The organism is Pseudomonas sp. SM4 (genome assembly GCF_051913165.1).
In the GTDB taxonomy this organism is placed as follows: domain Bacteria; phylum Pseudomonadota; class Gammaproteobacteria; order Pseudomonadales; family Pseudomonadaceae; genus Aquipseudomonas.
The window spans coordinates 63,220-81,613 of the sequence record NZ_JBODOE010000004.1 but is presented as its reverse complement, the minus strand read 5'-3'; the positions used below and the strand labels follow the sequence as shown (position 1 = coordinate 81,613).

Below are 18,394 nucleotides of genomic sequence, written 5' to 3'. Positions count from 1 at the left end.
GAATTGTTATTCGAAGGCAGTATTTTTTGACCCCCATCACCCCCATCCCCCCAAAAACCCCGATCCTGTGTCAGCCTCCAGCCATCGGCAGGGACATCAATTCGCTACTAAACCCGCGACAACTATGCTCAGGTGCAGGAATATACCCAGCATATGGCCGCCGGACCGGCGGTCTCGTAAACAACAATACCCAGCCCACTTTAGAGGGCATTACCCATGGATAGCAGAACCTTACGCAACCTCATGCGCATCGTGCAGACCGGCTCGTTGTCGGCCGCAGCCGAGCATTCGTGCCTGACTGTGCAGGCGCTGGCCGCGCAGTTGAACAAGGTCGAAGAGCAGTTCGGTTTCCGCTTGTTTCGTCGTTCCAACAAAGGGCTGACGCTGACGCCGCAAGGCACTGAGCTGACGCCTTATATGGACAAAGTGCTGATTGCCACGCGACAGATGGAAGAAAAGGTCGAGGCGCTGAAGGTGCCGGGCCAACGTACGTTGAAGGTGGCGTTGAACAACACGTTGTCGCCTGATTTCAATCGGCGAATGATCGGGCGCCTGATCGAGGTGTTTCCCGATTACCAGATGGAATTCAGTTATGCCGAGTCGATGGAAAACCTCAGTAAGCTGAAGAACGAAGACTTTGACCTTGCGGTGCTGATCGGCCCGCAGCGGCCGGGGTTGCCGAGCATTGTCTTGCCGGATGTTCAGGTGCAGGTGGTCGGCGCGCATTGCGGCCAGGAAAACGATCCACTGACGTTGCTGGGCAACAAGTTTCAGGTGCGTCCTGCGGAAGATTGTCCTTATTCCCACAGCTTTTTGCGCTTTCTCGACGCCGGTCTGGGCAATCACGAGAACGGCCAGCGCATGGTTTATTCGTGCAGCGAAACGCTGACGCTGTCGTTGATCACGCAAATGGACGCGGTCGGCATGGTTTCGCGTGAGGCCGCGCAGAAGAACGGCCTGACGATTTTCCCCGGTTTCGAGGATTTCCTCGAGGTACGCCTGGCGGTGAACAATCCGGAGTTGTCGAGCCAGGCGTTGAGTGACGTCGTCGATCTGCCACTACATGAACGAGCCGAGCGCAATGTACGCAGCCGTCCCAACCGCCACACTGAGAAAGAGGTTTTTGCTGAAATACGCACATAGCAACGTCGGAATCGCGGCATAGAATTCCGGGCGATCGAGCTGTATGTGCTGATCCTTGATCAACAAGGGAGTCAGGCTGATCGCAGCGACGATCGCCACCGGCAAGTATTCCAGCGCCCGCGCAACAAACGGCGGCCAGTGCTCGGTATTCACTTGCAATGGCAAGGCGCGTGGCAGGAAGGTCACGGCCATCATCAGCGCGACCACCAGAATCAGGAACGTTTGGTCAGGCATACACCCACTCCGCAGCCCACAAACGTGGCGATAAACACATTAAACGGCGAACTGCCGACCAGGCTCAGGGCGCCCATGCAGATCACCGCAGCCGCAGCGGCGATCAGTTTATTGCGCGTGTTGCACAGCGACACCAGCACGTAGAGCATCATCGCCGTCAGTGCGTAGTCGAGCTGATATTTGATCAGGTGCGCCGCGTACTGCGCGCAGACCGCGCCGAGCAATCCGCCGAGCACCCACGAGGTGTGGCAGAACAGGTTGAAGCCGATCAGATAGCGCACGTTGACTGGTGCGCCCGTGCCGAGCTTGACGCTGTGGAAGGCGAAGGATTCATCAGTCAGGCCACCGGCGTATGCCCAACGTTCCATGCGACTCAAACCGAGTGCACGCAGGGCCTTGGCCATGTACACCGACATCAGCATGTGCCGCGCGTTGATCAGAAACGTGGTCAGCACAATGGTGGTCAGCGATGCACCGCTGGAGATCAGCGCCAGCGCAGCGAATTGTGATGCGCCGGCATACACGAACAAGCACATCGCTACCGGCAGCCACATCGGCAACCCGGCGTTGACGGCCATCAGCCCGAACACGAATGACACCGTGAAATACCCGGCGACCACCGGGCTGGCTTCGGCAAACGTGCGCGACGGCTGATGGGTGACCATCAGCGGCGCACTGCCGGACCTTTCATTCATAGATCCCTCTCAAAAGTCCGTTCACCGTGGGGCTCGCAAAAACCCTGGGCAGTCCAAAAACGCTTGCCCGCGAGGTTAGCATCGTCGACAAACAGAAACATCCGCAACACACCGACACGCTTCATGTCGGACGACGCCGCTTCAACCAGACGTTGACCGACGCCCTGGCTGCGATAGCGCGGGCTGACGGCCAGATGATTGATGGTGCCGCGACTGCCGAGCATGCCACCGAGCACCGCGCCGACAATTTCGCCGGCGACGTCGAAGGCGAGATAGGCCGTCGTGGTTTTCTGGATCAGCACGCCGCGCAGGCACTTGGCGTCCTGCCATTCGCAGAAGGACACTTCGTCGAACTGGCGGAAGAAGCGCTCCATGCGCTGCGCATCCTTGGCCGTGGCGCGTCGCAGCACCACAGGCGTCGAGCACTCGACGCCATCGATTGGGGTGATCTGATTAGCGAACAATGTCGAAAGCGGTCCCGGGCCGCGAGAAGGAAATCGCCAGAATCTGCCGATACGCCATGGCATGGGTGTGGCTGTTGCGCGCCGGGGTCACGTAGTGGCGCATGTCGCGGTCGAGGAAGTAGGTGGTGTCGAGAATTTCCTCGTAAGTGGTCGACGCCAGTTGATGCTCGTGGATGTCGTACAGACGACTCTCCGCACCCTCGACATTGTTGCGCCCCCAGAAATGCACGCCGCTGAACGGGTAACCGTCGCAGTGAATGCCTTCAGGGGTGATTTCCAGTTGTTTGCCGGGTTTGATCTCGATGCGGATCTGATGGATCTGGCACTGCCAGATTTCATCGTGCAGCTCTTCCGGCAACACGCTTTTGTACACTTCGAAATCGGTGTCGATCAGGCTGCGCATTACCGGCGAAGAAATCACTTCATCGGAGAAGTCCTGGAAGTGCCGCACCAGGCCGCCAACGTAGGCGTTGTTCTCTTTCGATTGCACGTACGCGCGATGCTCGAGTTGCGTCAGCTCGCGGGTTTTCGGGTTGTATTCGAAGTCGCTGTAACGACGGTAACGCATGCCGGCTTCGGCCTGACCGTAGTAGCTGTCAGGCTCCATGTTTTCCCAACTTTTGGTCAGTCTGACGAAGTCGGCAAAATGACCGTAGAGATTGAAGTCACCACCCTGGACGTTGACATATTTGTCGCGCCGTAGCGATTCGCCCACTTCTCTGTTCAAAACGATCATTACCAAATTCTCCGCTGCGTTGAGCGGCCTAATCTATTAGGTGGAGAATTTGCGTCCATGAGAAAGAATTTCAGGCATTTAAAGCCCTGTTTGAAACGGTGATTGAAGCGACTTAAAAACAACTTTTACATGACAAAAACTCGGGTTTTTTCCGGTTTTCATCGAAAAACCGTCGAAAAAAAACTCCGAACCAGTCGGAGTTTTTTCACGGTTCTTACACCGGATCGGGCATCAGAAGATGTTGATCGGGTAATCCACGAATACACGCACTTCGTTGCCGCCCACGTTGTACTCGCTGGATTTCTGCGACACGCGCAGGATCGAGCTGCGCAGTTTCACGCTGAGGTCTTTGGCCGGGCCACTTTGCACGACGTACTTGAACTGGTTGAAGATCTCGCGCTCGGTGCCACCGGTGCTGGTGGAGGTGGTGATGTTGTCGCCACGCACGTAAGCGAAGTTGTAGCTCAGGCCCGGAACGCCGAACGCGCCGAAGTCGAGGCCGTAGCCCAACTGCCAGCTGCGTTCGTCTTCAGCGTTGAAGTCCGACCAGTAGGAGTTGGCCAGGTAGATGGTGTTGCCGCCATCGCCGACACGGTTTTGATCTTTCTGGTAGCCGCCGTAGGCGTAGCCCAGGTTGCTGTCGCCGGTGGAGCGCTGGTGCGCCACGGTGAACGAGTGCGGGCCAGTGGCGAAAGTGGCTGCCAGGCTCCAGATCTTGTTGTCGTCGCCGGTCACACCGTTTTCGCGGACATAGGAGTTGTCCAGTTTGGTGCGGTAGCCGTTGAAGTCCAGGGTCAGCGATTGATCCTTGTTGAACGGCAACACGTAGTTGGCGTTCACGTATTGTTTCTTCAATACGTCTTCAACGTCGGAAGCGTACAACGCACCTTTGAAGTGTTCAGTGAACTGGTAACTACCGCCCAACACGTTGATCGACTTCAGACCACCGCTGTCACGGCCTTCATCGCTCTTGCGCGATTCGGCAGTAAATCGGCCGGCATTCAGTTCCAGGCCCTTGATTTCACGGGAAGTGATCAAAGTACCGGTGTAGCTTTCCGGCAACAGACGCGAGTTGTCGTAGTTCAGCACCGGCAGTGCCGGCATCTGGTCGCCGTACGTCAGCACGGTGTTGGAGAAGCGGAATTTGACCGCTGCGCCAGCCTTGGCCAGATCGTTGGCGGCATCGCCGTGCTGGCCGGCAACGTTGCCGTTGTCTTGCTTGAAGAAGTCGATACCACCGGCGCCGCTGCGGCCTTTGCCGCCATCCAGACGCAGTGCGTACAGACCGAAGGCATCCACGCCGACACCGATAGTGCCTTGGGTGAAGCCGGACGAGAACGTGCCGATGGCCGCTTGGCCCCACTCGGCTTTGTCGTCGTTACCGTCTTTGTAATCACGGTTGATGTAGGCGTTGCGCAACAGCACTTTGAGGCTGCTGTCTTCTTGAAAACCCTTGGACTCGGCCTGGTCGTTAGCCATGGCCTGTGTGGCGCTCAACATCCCCAGAGCGATCAGGCTGATTCGCTTGTTCAACATTTTGTTTTCCTTATTACGGGTTGAAACGCGCTGTGTCGAACGGCTGAAACGGCGCTATTGCACTCTTTTTTCATCCCGAAACAAAAAGACCCGCCCACGACAATGCCGTGGCGGGCCTTCTTATTATTTTGAGTCATGGCGGTTGGCCACAGGCGTTGGGCCGAATCGTAGCCGCGCCCTGAACTATGTGTCAATTTCAAGAATCGTCTTTAAATAGGCGAAAATCGTCTAAGAAACGTAAATTTTGCGCTGACTCCTTGCACGGAAATGCCTGCAACCAGTGAATACAGTGACCTCAAGCGCATCCTTCGAGCCCGCAAAGCGCAGCGGTCGCACCGGCCTCATCGACGCTGATCGATTGTTTCAGCCAGTCCGCGAAAGGTTGCGGCTTCCCCAGCCAGGGACTGATGTCGACTAGTTTGAATTGCCCGTCTTGCTCCAGGGCGAACGTAGGAAAACCCTGGCCGCCCAGTTGTGCCAGCAACTGGCGACTGGCTTTTATGTGCGCCTCGGTGTCGACCGATTCTAAGGCAATGTGGAAGTCCTCCTGTGCATAACCCCTCTCGACCGCCAATTCCAGCAGCACTGTTGAATCGGCAATTCGCCGCCCTTCCACATAGTGCGCAATCTGCAATCGACCAAGCATCTGCACACCGCCACCGTCGATGGATTCGGCTGCCATGACCGCAGCAATCGGCGGCGTCGAATCGAAGACGGCTGAATGATCTCGCAGCAAACCTTCGAAATACGCCTCGCCAAATGGCTGCCCGGTGAATTCGGCGATACGCCGGTCGTGGGGAATTACGTAATTGCGCAGCTGCGGCGAAACACGCTGGCGATTGGCGCCGCTCATCATCCCGCCGGCATGCGCAACCACTGGCAGCACGTTTTGCGCAGCCTGCACCAACGGTTTGGCGCCGTAACACCAGCCGCACAACGGGTCGTAAATGTAGTGAAGGATCATCAGTCATCTCCGGCAGCCAACAGGCAAAAATTGATGCCGGAAGACTATGCCTCCAGCCGAAACGGAAAAACCTCGAAACGGCTTTCAGTCTGTTTCGTGAATCGGGCGAATGGCCTGCTCGATGAATTTGTATCAACATCGACACAAATTGAAACAATCACGCAGGGGAACTTCTCAGGAATAATTAACGGAAGTAAATAGCAAGCATTATCATCCGCATCCCTACACGCTACAGCCTAAAAATCCTACGGATGTTTTCTTCAATGCCTGCCCCCTTTCGCCTTACGTCCTACAGCGTTGGCCTTTCTGCCCTGCTGTCTGCCGGTTTTTCCTACGCTGCTCCTACAACATTGCCCGAGACATCGATCAGCGCTGCCGAAGCCGAAACCGATGATCCACGGGTAAAAGTCAGCAACACCGCGACCCGCACTTCGACGCCGGTGCGTTATGTGCCGCAGGCCATTGATTCGATCAAGACGTCGAACGTCGCCGACTACGGCACCAACGATATCGGCGATGCCTTGAGCGGCATGCCCAACGTCAGCAGCAGCGCCGATACCCGCTTCGACAGCCTGCGCATCCGTGGCTTCGACGCCAGCAACGACTTCTATCTGGACGGCATCCGCGACGACAGCCAATACAAGCGCGACCTGCACAATATCGAGCGCGTCGAAGTGCTCAAGGGACCGGCCGCCGTGTTGTACGGCCGTGGCAGTCAGGGCGGGATCGTCAACCGCGTCAGCAAGACGCCGGAAGCCGGCCGTCGCTCGACCCTCGAAGCCCAGGGCGGCAGCGAAGATTTGCGCAGCCTTTACGCAGACCTCAGCACCGACCCGAGCGACAACATCAGCCTGCGCCTGAACATGGGCAACATGGATGAAAACAGCTTCCGCGACGGCGTCAGCGGCAATCGCCAACTGTTCGCGCCCTCGATGAGCTGGCAATTGACGCCGGATCTGAACTGGCTGGTGCAGTACGAATACAGCCGTTACAACCGCACCCCGGATCGCGGCATTCCCGGCGTCAACGGGCGCCCGGCGGATGTCGGTCGCGACACGACCTATGGCAACGATCACGACTTTATCGACGACAAGTCGCAGTCGCTGCGCTCCAAACTCACTTACGAAATCAACGATAACTGGCAGCTGCGCCAGACCCTCGGCGTGTTCAAGCTCGACAGCGATTTCGACAACACTTACCTGACCGGTTTCACCCCGGCCACCCGCCAGGTTACGCGCCAGCACTGGCAGCAGGATCTGACCACTCGCAACATCTACAACAACCTCGAACTGGAAGGTGGTTTCGATACGTTCGGCCTTGAGCATCGCCTGCTCACCGGCGTTGAAACCGGCAGTCAGCGCCGCGACCCGACGCTGTACAACGCCGCCACCGGCAGAACCCCGGGCGCACGCCCGGTGCCGTCGCTCGACCTTTACAGCCCCAATCGCGACCGGCGCCACACCGGCAGCATGCAGGTTTCCAGCAGCAGCCATACCGAAGTCGAAAGTCGCGCGGTGTACGTGCAGGACCAGCTGCGCCTGAACGATCAATGGCAACTGCTCGGCGGTCTGCGTTACGACACCTTCGCCATCGAGTCGACCAACAAGCTGCGCAACATCTCCGAAGACCGCGACAGCCACAGCACCAGCCCGCGCGTGGGCCTGGTCTGGACGCCGCTGCAGAATCACTCGTTCTACGCCTCTTGGTCGAAGACCTTCTCGCCCGTCGGCGGTGGCCTGATCGGCATCACCCCGGGCGCGGCCGGCAACAGCCACGACCTCAGTCCCGAGCTGACCAAGCAAAAAGAAATCGGCGTGAAGAGCGACTGGCTCGATGACCGTCTCAGCACCACGCTGGCGATCTATGACCTGGAACTCTACAACCGTCGTACCACCGATCCCAACGACCCGACCCTGACCGTATTGTCGGGCCTGCAACGTTCTCGCGGGATCGAGTTGACCGCGACCGGCAACATCGTCGGCAACTGGTACATGCGCGGTGGCGTCGGCATGCAGGATGCGACCATCGAGAAGGACAACAATGGCCTGGAAGGCAAACGCATCAACAACGTCGCCAAGCATAACGGCAGCCTGTTCCTGACCTGGAAACCGGAGATGGGTTGGTACGGCGAAACCGGTCTGACCCTGGTTGGCCAGCGTTATGCCGACAACGCCAACACCACCGTATTGCCGGGATATGGCCGCTGGGATGCGTTGGTGGGTTACCGGATGAAGGATTGGGATTTGCGGGCGGCACTGAACAACATCACCGACCGTGATTACTACGCGTCGGCGACCAGCCAGTATCAGATTCAGCCGGGGGCGCCGCGTAGCGTCGTGATGACCGGGACTTATAGCTTTTAAGAAACAAGATCAAAAGATCGCAGCCTGCGGCAGCTCCTACAGGGAAATGTACATCTCAATGCAGGAGCTGCCGCAGGCTGCGATCTTTTCTTTCGTGCATAAAAAAGCGCCGCCATCCCGGCAGCGCTTTTACCAATCCCTGTTGTTGTTCTTATCCTTCCATCACAGCCCATAACGCTTCCAGTTCGGCCTCGCTGAACAGGCCAGCGGGGTAACGCTCGATCATCATCCGGCGCGGATCAGGTTCCCTGATCTGACGCGTTCCATTGGACTTCAACCAGTGCGCGACAATCTGCAGCGATTCGCCATTTACGGCCATGGGATGCAACGTCCGCTCGCTGACTACGTTCACTTCGGCGTTCATTTCAGCGCTCTCTCCCCGTTCATGAGCGGCTACGTTATCCAAGGTTTATGACAGAACTGTTGAAGTTCTTCCCCCTCCCTAGTGCACGGGTGATGAATACAAGAGCTATGCCAATGTTTCTCTGTTGTCGACAAGTGGATACAAAGAAGCCCGCCATCCTGTCGGAGTGCGGGCCTCGGTTGATATATAGCGAGCTAATCATTGCCCGGCTGATTTATTAATCAACTCAAGCTGTTACGACTCAACTCACTCTTTGTGCGGCGCGGGCTGCTGCTGGGTAAGGCAGTGGATATTGCCGCCACCCAGTAACAGTTCGCGGCCCGGCACCATCACCACTTCGTGCTGCGGGAACAGCTTCTGCAGGATTTCTTTCGCCCCAGCGTCCATCGGATCGTCGAAGCTCGGCGCGATGATGCCGCCGTTGACGATCAGGAAGTTCACGTAGGAACCGGCCAGGCGCACGGACGGATTGCGCTCTTGCGTGCCGTCCACCGGATCGACCCCGGCGCACTCTTCTTCGGTCGCGTACAGCGGCCCCGGAATCGGCATTTTGTGCACCGTGAATGGGCGCCCCTTGGCGTCGGTGCTGCTTTGCAGGACTTTCATCGCGGCCTGGCAGCGCGGGTAGTTCGGATCCTGCGGATCGTCGGTCCACGCCAGCAGCACTTCACCCGGACGCACGTAGCAGCAGAAGTTATCCACATGACCGTCGGTTTCGTCGTTGAACAAACCGTCCGGCAGCCAGATGATTTTATCCACAGTCAGATTGGCGCTCAGTACCGCTTCGATCTCTTCGCGGCCCAGGTGCGGGTTGCGATTGCGGTTCAGCAGGCACTCTTCGGTGGTGATCAGCGTGCCTTCACCGTCGACGTGAATCGAACCACCTTCGAGCACAAAACCCTCAGTGCGATAACGTGGGCTGCGCTCGATCTCGAGGATCTTGCCGCCGACCTGCGAATCACGATTCCACGGCGAATACAGGCCGCCGTCGAAACCGCCCCAGGCGTTGAAATCCCAGTTCACACCGCGCACTTCACCGTTGTTGTTGATGACGAAGGTCGGGCCGCTGTCGCGTACCCAGGCGTCATCGCTGGACATCTCGACCACGCGGATATTCGGCACGTCGAGGCGTGCACGGGCGTTTTCGTATTGGCCGGCGGACACGGCCACGGTCACTGGTTCAAAGCGCGCAATGGCCTTGGCCACCGCTGCGTGTGCGGCTTGCGCCGGTTTGCCACCCAGACGCCAGTTGTCCGGGCGCTCGGGCCAGATCATCCAGGTCTGCGTTTGCGGCGCCCACTCGGCCGGCATGTGAAAGCCGTCGGCGCGCGGGGTACTTTTCAATGTGGTCATCGGGATCAGGACTCCAAGGAACCGTCGAGGGTTTTCAACGCACCGTACAGGTTCGGACGGCGGTCACGGAATGAACCCCACGCGCTGCGAATATGTTCGAGCTCGTCGAGGTTGAAAGTGTGCACAAGAATACCTTCTTCGGTTTTATTCAGCTCCTGCACTTTTTCGCCGAACTGGTTGGCGATGAACGACGAGCCGTAGAACGTGATGTCGTAGCCGTCCTGTTCTTCGTTGCCGATGCGGTTGCTGGCAATCAGCGGCATCAGGTTGGCGCCGGCATGGCCCTGTTGCACACGCTGCCAGTGATCGCGCGACGAAATAGTCTTGTCGTGCGGCTCGCTACCAATTGCCGTTGGATAGAAGAGGATTTCCGCGCCTTGCAGGGCCATGCTCCGCGCGGCTTCCGGGAACCACTGATCCCAGCAGATGCCCACGCCGATTTTCGCGTAACGGGTGTTCCACACTTTGAAACCGGTGTCGCCCGGGTTGAAGTAATACTTCTCGTGGTAGCCCGGGCCGTCCGGGATGTGGCTTTTACGATAAATCCCGAGGTTGCTGCCGTCAGCATCGATGATCGCGATGCTGTTGAAACGAGCGCGGCCGGCCAACTCGTAAAAGCTGATCGGCAACACCACTTGCAGCTCTTTGGCGATTTTCTGGAAATGTCTGATCGCGACGTTGTCTTCCACCGTCGTCGCCAGTTGCAGATAGTCCGGGTTCGGCTTCTGGCAGAAGTACGGCGCCTCGAACAGTTCCTGAATCAGGATGATCTGCGCGCCTTTGGCGGCGGCTTCGCGCACCAGCCTTTCAGCGATTTCGAGGTTGGCTTCCAGATCCCACGAACAGGCCATCTGAGTGGCAGCAACGGTAACGATACGGCTCATCAATCATCTCCGGGCAAGTACTTTGGCGGTCGACCATTCGACCGAAAAGAAAAACGCGCGCACCGGACAAGCGATCGCCAAGCCGGAGCAATGGCGACTTTATAGCCGATAAATATCGGCTTTAGAAGCTACGAAAATGCATTTCGTCTAATTTAGCGCACAGAAAGCCGATACAAATCGAATTAAAACCGTACCCATGTCGGAGCTGCCGAAGGCTGCGATCTCTTGATTTTGCTATTGAAAGACAAGATCAAAAGATCGCAGCCTTCGGCAGCTCCTACATGGGGTGAGTGTCAGAGGCCCTCGGTGAGCACCCGATCCAGCATGTCGACGAAGAAGTCGATACTGCGGCGCGACGTCACCATCGGCGGCTTGATCTTGAGAATGTTCAGATCATCGCCGGTCGGCTGCATGAAGATCCCCAGCTCGCGCAGGCGATCGCAGAGCACGGCGGTCTCCTCGCTCGCCGCCTCCAATGTCTCGCGATTACGGATCAGCTCAAGCCCCAGATAAAACCCGGAACCGTGCACCGCGCCCACCAGCGGATGTTTATCGATCAACGCTTCGAGCCGCGCCTTGAAGTGGCCACCGACCACCTGCGCGTTCTCCCAGAGTTTTTCTTCTTCCATGACATCGAGCACCGCCATGCCGATCTGGCAACTGACCGGACTGCCACCCGCCGACGAGAAGAAATAACCCTCGGCCTCCAGCGCCTCGGCGATCTCCCGGCGGGTAATCACCGCACCGAGTGGCTGGCCGTTGCCCATGCCTTTGGCCATGGTGATGATGTCCGGCACCACGCCCTGATCTTCAAAGCCCCAGAAGAAGTTGCCCATACGCCCATAACCGACCTGTACTTCGTCGGCGATGCACACCCCGCCCTGCGCGCGCACCAAGGCGTACACCTGTTGCAGATAACCCGGCGGCAGCGAGATGCCACCGGCATTGCCGTACACCGGCTCGCAGATAAACCCGGCCAATTGGCGTTTTTGCTCAGCGAGCTGTTGCAACTGATGCTCAACGCTGCGCACGTAATCCGGCGCCGAATCGAGGCCACGGAATTCACCGCGATAGGTGTTCGGCGCCGTCACGGGGTGTACCCAGTCCGGGCGGCTTTCCAGGGCTTTCGGGTTGTCGGCAATCGACGTCGAGACCGCATCGGCACCGACCGTCCAGCCGTGATAGGCCTCAAGCACGCTGAGCATGTCGCGACCGCCGCTGTACGCCCACGCCAGACGAATCGCCAGGTCATTGGCCTCGCTGCCGCTGTTTACCAGAAACACCCGGTCCATGCCTTCCGGCGCCAGTTTCAGCAGGCGTTCGGAAAACTCGGCGACCGCCGCATAGTTGAACCGCGAGTTGGTGTTGAGCAACGACCACTGCCGTGCCGCGACCGCCGCCATGCGCGGGTGGCCGTGACCGAGCACCGCGACGTTGTTGAGCATGTCCAGATAGGAGCGGCCCTGCATGTCGATCAGGTGATTGCGCCAGCCGCGTTCGATGCGCGGCGGATCGACGTAATAGTGTTTTTGCGTGCGGGCAAAACTGGCGTCGCGCCGTTGCAGCAGGGTTTTACCATCCAGCTCCGGCTCGGCATCACAGGCCAGCCCCAGCAACGCAGCAGGCGATGGACACAGTGCCTGCCATGCCGGCGCATGAGATGGCGTGCAAAACAGCGGCGCATTGAGTTGCGCGCCTCGGCACAACTGCACACGCAAAGGCCCGCTGACCGCGCCCAGCACTTGGCCTTTGACCAGCGCCGCGCCACTGTGCAGCGAAGGTGTCACGCCCCACAGGCGAACGCTGAGCTGCGGGCCGTCGAGTTGCAGCGCGCCATCAGGCGCCTGATGCACCACGCCCGCGAACGGCGACTCCACAGCAGTGCCATTCGGCACACGCAATTCGACGTGCAGCGGGAATGTGTCCGGTTCATCGGCGCTGTCGGGCCGCGTGCGCGACAAACGGTACTGACCATAACGGCTCGCCGCCAAACCATGGGCGGCCGCCGCCTCGTTCAACAGCCGCTGATCGATGCCCTCCTGCTCCCAATTACCGGCCTCGAAATGCGGGCTCAGAACACCAAGATCAATCAGCGCAAATTCACGCCCGACCAGACCCGGCAACAATGGCGCAAAACCTTCGCTGTCGATCGCCGGCAAGGCGTGGCCGACAGCGGTAAGAATCGCCGCTTCCATCAGCGCCAGTGGCACCGACGTGGCCACGCGGAAAATTTCCCACTCATGGCTGAGGTTGTCGCGGCTGTAGGTATTCGAGGGATCGATGCTGACCTGCTGCTCGCCACTGAGCACCAGCACCGCCGCACGCGCGACGATCAATGGCCAGAGCGCCTGCAATTCTTCGTGTTGCAGCGGGTTGACCGCGTGATACGCCTGCACGGCCGGCAGGATGACAAATGGATCGCCGCCCGCGTGATGCAGCAACGCGGCGCAGGTCACCGACAAATCGGTGATGCGCCAGGTGCGCACCAGATCGCCGAAATCGATCACCCCCTGCAACTGCCAGTGCCGCCCGGCATCGCGCGCCCACACCGCATTGTCATCGGTGATGTCCATGTGGATCGCCTGCACCGGCAACGTGTCGAGCAACGGCTGCAAACGTCGCTCGGCCTGTTCGGCCGCCGCGGCGATCAATGCCCGCTGACGTTCATCCTTGATGACCGGCAGCAAATGACTGATCAGCGCACTGGCGTGGCGCGCATCCCATTGCAGCGTGCGCTCCAGCCCCGGATGGTCGAAGCCGGCCAGCGCCAGGTCCATCTCACCGCAGAGTCGACCAAACCCGGCCACCACCGCCTGGCCCAGATGATCGAGATGGGTCAACGACTGGCCCTCGATGTAATCGAGCAGGCGCACATGCACCGCTTCACCGCCGACGTGCAGCGACAGCAGATCGGCGCCGCTATTGGCCGCGATCACCCGTGGCACCTTCACCGCCGAATGCTCGGCCAGAAACTTCAGGCCCGCATGCTGGGCCTGCAACTCGACAAGCGCGTAATCGCCACGGCAGATTTTCAGCACGAACCGGCCACGCGGGCTGTCGACGCGATAATTCAGATCCTGCTGACTGCCGAGCGCCTGCAACGTACCGCTGAGCCCGTAATGTTCTGCCAGCCATTGCTGGGCCTGCTCTGCAGAAACCTGCGGACTGGGCAAACTGGCGCGATGAATCAACGTGGCGAGCGGCATGAAACGACCCCTGAAATTTTATTAGGCGCTTATATCGCCATTGCTGCTGACGAGACGCAACCCCTAACGGTTGTTACAGCACAGACGGATATTTGTATCTGAACACTCGCGCCCTCCGGCACTTTGCGCAAGAATGTCGGCCATTCACACCTGCCTATGGAAATCCTCATGAATGTAATCACCACCGATCTGCCCGGTGTTCTGATCATCGAACCCAAGGTTTTTGGTGACGAGCGCGGTTTCTTCTACGAGAGTTTCAACGCCAAGGCGTTCCAGGACGCCACGGGTCTGGACACGCAGTTCGTCCAGGACAACCACTCGCGCTCGCAAAAAGGCGTATTGCGTGGCCTGCATTACCAGTTGCAAAACACTCAGGGCAAACTGGTCCGCGTCACCGTCGGTGAAGTGCTCGATGTGGCCGTGGACATTCGTCGCAGTTCGCCGCATTTCGGCAAGTCTGTGGCCGTGCGCCTGTCGGCTGAAAACCATCGCCAACTGTGGGTACCGGAAGGTTTCGCCCATGGTTTCGTGGTGCTGAGCGAGTTCGCCGAATTCCTCTACAAGACCACCAATTACTATGACCCAGCGTCCGAGCGCAGCATTCGCTGGGATGACCCTGCGCTGGGCATCGATTGGCAGCTGGACGAAGCGCCGAAGCTGTCGGCCAAGGATCAGGCTGCCGCGTTGTTCAAGGACGCTGACGTCTTCGCCTGAGCCTAGGCATAATGCGCCTGTCACCCCAGGCGCATCCGGCTCATGAAACCAACCCTTCCCCGCAGACCTCGCTGGCGCAGCCTCGCCCTGCTGGCGCTGTGTCTGGCGCCGCTGCTGTGGCCGCTGGAACACCTCGCCGAACGGTATTACCGCAGTGAACTGGCCGGCCAGAACCGCCAGACCCTCGACCTGTACGTCGCCAACCTGCTGGGCACCCTGCATCGCTATGAAGTGTTGCCGCAAATCCTCGGCGACCTGCCGGCCCTGCGCGCCGTGCTCGGGGCGCCGGACGATGGCGTCACGCAGGGCAATGCCAACCGTCTGCTGAAAAACATCTCGGCACAGACCGGCGCCGAAGTCATGTACCTGATGGACACCAGCGGCCAGACGCTGGCGGCGTCGAATTGGGACAAACATGACAGCTTTGTCGGGCGCAATTTCTCCTTCCGGCCGTATTTCAGCGAAGCCATGGCCGGGCGCCTGGGGCGCTTCTTCGGTCTCGGTACAACCTCTGCCAAGCGCGGTTATTTCTTTGCCGCCGCCGTGCGCAATGGCGAAAAAATCGTCGGCGTGCTGGTGATCAAGGTCGACCTCGACCACACCGAAAGCCTCTGGGGCAAAACCCCGGAACAATTGCTGGTCACGGATCACAACGGCGTGGTCATCCTCACGTCACGCCCGGAATGGCGCTTTCGCTCGACCCGCATCCTGAGCGAGGCCGAACGCTCCGCAATCACTGCGATCCAGCCCTACCCGACCCGCGAACCACGGCCGCTGAACCTCAGCCCCAGCGCATGGCTGACGCAGACCCACGACATTGCCGAAACCGGCTGGAGCGTGAGCATCCTCGCCCCGCGTACGCTGATCGACCGCCCGGTGCGCACGGTGGTGGCCATCGGCGGCGCCACGCTGCTGGTGGTGATGTTGCTGCTCGGTTTGATGATGCAACGCCGCCGCCACTACCTGGAACGCATCGCGTTCGAGGCCAAGGCGCGCCGTGAGCTGGAAGGCCGCGTCGCCGAGCGCACCAGCGATCTCGAAGGCCTCAACCGGCGCTTGAAACAGGAAGTGCTCGAGCGCGAAACGGCGCAGCAGGAGTTGGTCCGCGCCCAGGATGATTTGGTGCAGGCGGGCAAACTGTCGGCACTGGGGACGATGTCGGCGAGCATCAGCCACGAACTCAATCAGCCGCTGGCAGCGATCCGCAGCTACGCGGAGAATGCCGAGGTGCTGCTCGATCATCAGCGCACCGACGACGCACGCGGCAACCTCAAGTTGATCAGCGAACTGACCGGGCGCATGGCCTCGATCATCGCCCACTTGCGCGCCTTCGCCCGCCGCGATCGCCACGCCCCGGAAAGCGTCGCCCTGCAACCGGCGCTGGACGATGCGCTGGCACTGTTGGCCAAACGACGCCGCAGCATGGAAGTCGAACTGATCCGCGATCTGCCGGCCGCCACCCTGTGGGTCGAGGCCGGGGAAACCCGACTGCGCCAAGTCCTCGGCAACCTGCTCGCCAACGCCCTCGACGCCCTCACCGAAAAAGGCCCGCCGCGCAAATTGTGGCTGAGTGCCGAATCCACCGCCGAGGGCGTCAATCTGTACATTCGCGACAACGGCCCGGGGTTCTGCATGGAAGCCCTCGGCCGCGCCAGCGAGCCTTTCTACACCACCAAGACGCGCACGCAGGGCCTCGGTTTGGGCCTGGCCATCTGTGAAACGCTGATGCGCGCCTTCGGCGGTGAATTGTCATTCGCCAACCACAAGCAAGGCGGCGCCTTGATTACCCTGCGGCTGCGCGCCGGTGCGCCCGGGGTCAGCCTGCAACCGTCCGAGGATCGAAGTGCATGACCATCGACAATCGCATTCAGGTGGTGTTGATCGACGACGATCCGCACCTGCGTCAGGCCCTCGGGCAAACCCTGGATCTGGCTGGCCTGAAAATTCTGCCGCTGTCCGAAGCCAAAGGTCTGGCCGGGCAACTGGAGCGTGACTGGCCGGGCGTGGTGGTCAGCGATATCCGCATGCCGGGCATGGACGGCCTGGAACTGCTCAGCCAATTGCACGCCCAGGATCCGGAGTTGCCGGTGTTGCTGATCACCGGCCACGGCGACGTGCCGCTGGCGGTGCAAGCGATGCGCGCCGGTGCTTATGACTTCCTCGAAAAGCCCTTTGCCAGCGACGCGTTGCTCGACAGCGTGCGCCGCGCGCTGGCCCTGCGCCGGCTGGTGCTGGACAACCGCAGCCTGCGTCTGGCCTTGAGCGATCGTAATGAGTTGAGCGCGCGGCTGGTCGGTCATTCAACGCCGATGCTGCGCCTGCGCGAGCAGATCGGCGCGCTGGCCGCGACCAAGGCTGACGTGCTGATCCTCGGTGAAACCGGTGCCGGCAAAGAAGTCGTCGCCCGTGCACTGCACGATTTATCCAGCCGCCGTAACGGCCCGTTCGTGGCGATCAACGCCGGTGCGCTGGCCGAATCCGTGGTGGAAAGCGAGTTGTTCGGCCACGAGCCCGGCGCATTCACTGGCGCGCAAAAACGCCGGATCGGCAAGTTCGAATTCGCCAATGGCGGCACGCTGTTCCTCGATGAAATCGAGAGCATGAGCATGGACGTGCAGGTAAAACTGCTGCGCATGTTGCAGGAGCGCGTCGTCGAACGGCTGGGCGGCAATCAACTGATCCCGCTGGACATCCGCGTCATCGCCGCGACCAAGGAAGACCTGCGCCAGGCTGCCGACCAGGGGCGCTTCCGCGCCGACTTGTATTACCGCCTCAACGTCGCGCCGCTGCGCATTCCGCCGCTGCGCGAACGCGGCGAAGACGCGCTGGTGTTGTTTCAGCATTACGCCGACGAAGCCAGCGCTCGCCACGGCCTGCCGCCCCACGAGCTGCAACCGGCACAACGCGCCCTGCTGTTGCGTCACACCTGGCCTGGCAACGTGCGTGAACTGCAAAATGCTGCCGAACGTTTCGCCCTCGGCCTGGAACTGGCGCTGGACAACAGTGACGCCGATGGCCATGGCGCCAGCACCGTGCAGGTCATCAATGGGGGCCTCAGCGAGCAAGTGGAAAACTTCGAAAAGTCGTTGATAGCGGCCGAACTGGCGCGCTCCCACAGCTCGGTGCGCAGCCTCGCCGAGGCGCTGGGGATTCCGCGCAAGACCCTGCACGACAAACTGCGCAAGCACGGCCTGAACTTCGGCGACAGCAGCCATGGGGAGGAGAACGAATGAGCACCAGCAGCGACGCTCTGGAAGCCATTCTGCACCATGACATCCCGCTGACCCGGGACATGGGCCTCAAGGTGCTCGACTGGCGTGATCAGCAGTTGAGCCTGCATTTGCCGCTGGACCGCAACGTCAATCACAAGAGCACCATGTTTGGCGGCAGCCTCTACTGCGGCGCGGTGCTGGCCGGCTGGGGCTGGCTGCATTTGCGCTTGAAGGAAGCGGGGATCGAGGACGGGCACATCGTGATTCAGGAGGGGCAGATCAGTTATCCGTTGCCGGTGACGGGCGATGCCACGGCGATTTGCCCGGCGCCCGATGCGGTGATGTGGAAACGGTTTTTGGCAATGTATCAGCGGTATGGGCGGGCGCGGTTGGTGCTACAGACGCGGATCGTCAATGCCGGGAGTGATATCGATGCGGTGACGTTTACGGGGCAGTACGTGTTGCACCGTTAAAGCAAAAGATCGCAGCCTGCGGCAGCTCCTACAGGAACGTGCCGAAGGCTGCG

General features: G+C 60.0%; 16 protein-coding genes. 6 read left to right on the top strand and 10 right to left on the bottom strand.

From position 1 onward, the window contains the following. Window positions 1–216: 216 nt before the first annotated feature. A complete protein-coding gene (locus ACQ4MY_RS08720) occupies window positions 217–1,143 on the top strand; it encodes a LysR family transcriptional regulator (RefSeq protein WP_008080520.1) in 927 nt (308 codons plus the stop codon). Here ACQ4MY_RS08720 and ACQ4MY_RS08715 read toward each other — a convergent pair. The 6 genes from ACQ4MY_RS08715 to ACQ4MY_RS08690 all read right to left on the bottom strand — a co-directional run bounded on the left by ACQ4MY_RS08715 (window position 1,060) and on the right by ACQ4MY_RS08690 (window position 5,772). Beyond that, window positions 1,060–1,377 (bottom strand): AzlD domain-containing protein, encoded by a 318-nt coding sequence (locus ACQ4MY_RS08715; protein WP_007952614.1) that lies wholly within the window; start codon window positions 1,375–1,377, stop codon window positions 1,060–1,062. The two genes, ACQ4MY_RS08720 and ACQ4MY_RS08715, sit on opposite strands and share 84 nt — an antisense overlap. Then, a complete protein-coding gene (locus tag ACQ4MY_RS08710) occupies window positions 1,356–2,072 on the bottom strand; it encodes an AzlC family ABC transporter permease (RefSeq protein WP_053116559.1) in 717 nt (238 codons plus the stop codon). The genes ACQ4MY_RS08715 and ACQ4MY_RS08710 overlap by 22 nt, the downstream gene beginning before the upstream one ends. After that, window positions 2,069–2,446, bottom strand: coding sequence for a GNAT family N-acetyltransferase (locus ACQ4MY_RS08705; RefSeq protein ID WP_008080517.1), 378 nt, complete (start codon window positions 2,444–2,446; stop codon window positions 2,069–2,071). The genes ACQ4MY_RS08710 and ACQ4MY_RS08705 overlap by 4 nt, the downstream gene beginning before the upstream one ends. A 79-nt stretch (window positions 2,447–2,525) precedes the next feature. After that, window positions 2,526–3,272, bottom strand: a complete 747-nt coding sequence (locus ACQ4MY_RS08700; protein WP_008080516.1) for a 2OG-Fe dioxygenase family protein — start codon at window positions 3,270–3,272, stop codon at window positions 2,526–2,528. 231 nt (window positions 3,273–3,503) lie between these two features. Continuing rightward, window positions 3,504–4,808, bottom strand: coding sequence for an OprD family porin (locus tag ACQ4MY_RS08695; protein WP_008080515.1), 1,305 nt, complete (start codon window positions 4,806–4,808; stop codon window positions 3,504–3,506). A 295-nt stretch (window positions 4,809–5,103) separates the two neighbouring features. Continuing rightward, window positions 5,104–5,772, bottom strand: coding sequence for a DsbA family protein (locus ACQ4MY_RS08690; RefSeq protein ID WP_440094813.1), 669 nt, complete (start codon window positions 5,770–5,772; stop codon window positions 5,104–5,106). Between the two features lie 263 nt (window positions 5,773–6,035). Here ACQ4MY_RS08690 and ACQ4MY_RS08685 point away from each other — a divergent pair, with 263 nt between their 5' ends. After that, complete coding sequence (locus ACQ4MY_RS08685) at window positions 6,036–8,135, top strand: TonB-dependent receptor (RefSeq protein ID WP_440094812.1); 2,100 nt, start codon at window positions 6,036–6,038, stop codon at window positions 8,133–8,135. A 151-nt stretch (window positions 8,136–8,286) separates the two neighbouring features. On the opposite strand, the gene ACQ4MY_RS08680 is transcribed toward ACQ4MY_RS08685, so the two are convergent. The 4 genes from ACQ4MY_RS08680 to ACQ4MY_RS08665 all read right to left on the bottom strand — a co-directional run bounded on the left by ACQ4MY_RS08680 (window position 8,287) and on the right by ACQ4MY_RS08665 (window position 13,942). Then, entirely contained in the window at window positions 8,287–8,499 is a 213-nt protein-coding gene (locus ACQ4MY_RS08680) for a hypothetical protein (protein ID WP_008080512.1), read from the bottom strand. A 246-nt stretch (window positions 8,500–8,745) separates the two neighbouring features. Next, complete coding sequence (gene aguA, locus ACQ4MY_RS08675) at window positions 8,746–9,852, bottom strand: agmatine deiminase (protein WP_440094811.1); 1,107 nt, start codon at window positions 9,850–9,852, stop codon at window positions 8,746–8,748. A gap of 5 nt (window positions 9,853–9,857) precedes the next feature. Beyond that, the gene (gene aguB / locus ACQ4MY_RS08670) at window positions 9,858–10,736 is read right to left on the bottom strand and encodes an N-carbamoylputrescine amidase (RefSeq protein ID WP_008080510.1); all 879 of its coding nucleotides are present in this window, start codon (window positions 10,734–10,736) and stop codon (window positions 9,858–9,860) included. 293 nt (window positions 10,737–11,029) lie between these two features. Then, window positions 11,030–13,942, bottom strand: coding sequence for an aminotransferase (locus tag ACQ4MY_RS08665; RefSeq protein WP_440094810.1), 2,913 nt, complete (start codon window positions 13,940–13,942; stop codon window positions 11,030–11,032). A 168-nt stretch (window positions 13,943–14,110) separates the two neighbouring features. Here ACQ4MY_RS08665 and rfbC point away from each other — a divergent pair, with 168 nt between their 5' ends. From rfbC to ACQ4MY_RS08645, 4 genes are read left to right on the top strand one after another with little or no spacing between them, the layout of a single operon-like run. Then, window positions 14,111–14,656: a dTDP-4-dehydrorhamnose 3,5-epimerase gene (rfbC, locus tag ACQ4MY_RS08660; protein ID WP_008080508.1), complete on the top strand. Its 546-nt coding sequence runs from the start codon at window positions 14,111–14,113 to the stop codon at window positions 14,654–14,656. A 42-nt stretch (window positions 14,657–14,698) separates the two neighbouring features. Beyond that, entirely contained in the window at window positions 14,699–16,507 is a 1,809-nt protein-coding gene (locus tag ACQ4MY_RS08655) for a sensor histidine kinase (protein WP_008080507.1), read from the top strand. After that, entirely contained in the window at window positions 16,504–17,889 is a 1,386-nt protein-coding gene (locus tag ACQ4MY_RS08650; RefSeq protein ID WP_158830498.1) for a sigma-54-dependent transcriptional regulator, read from the top strand. Before ACQ4MY_RS08655 ends, ACQ4MY_RS08650 begins: the two co-directional genes overlap by 4 nt. Further along, on the top strand, window positions 17,886–18,341 hold the full coding sequence (locus ACQ4MY_RS08645) for a thioesterase domain-containing protein (RefSeq protein WP_440094809.1): 456 nt from the start codon (window positions 17,886–17,888) through the stop codon (window positions 18,339–18,341). Before ACQ4MY_RS08650 ends, ACQ4MY_RS08645 begins: the two co-directional genes overlap by 4 nt. Window positions 18,342–18,394 lie beyond the last annotated feature (53 nt).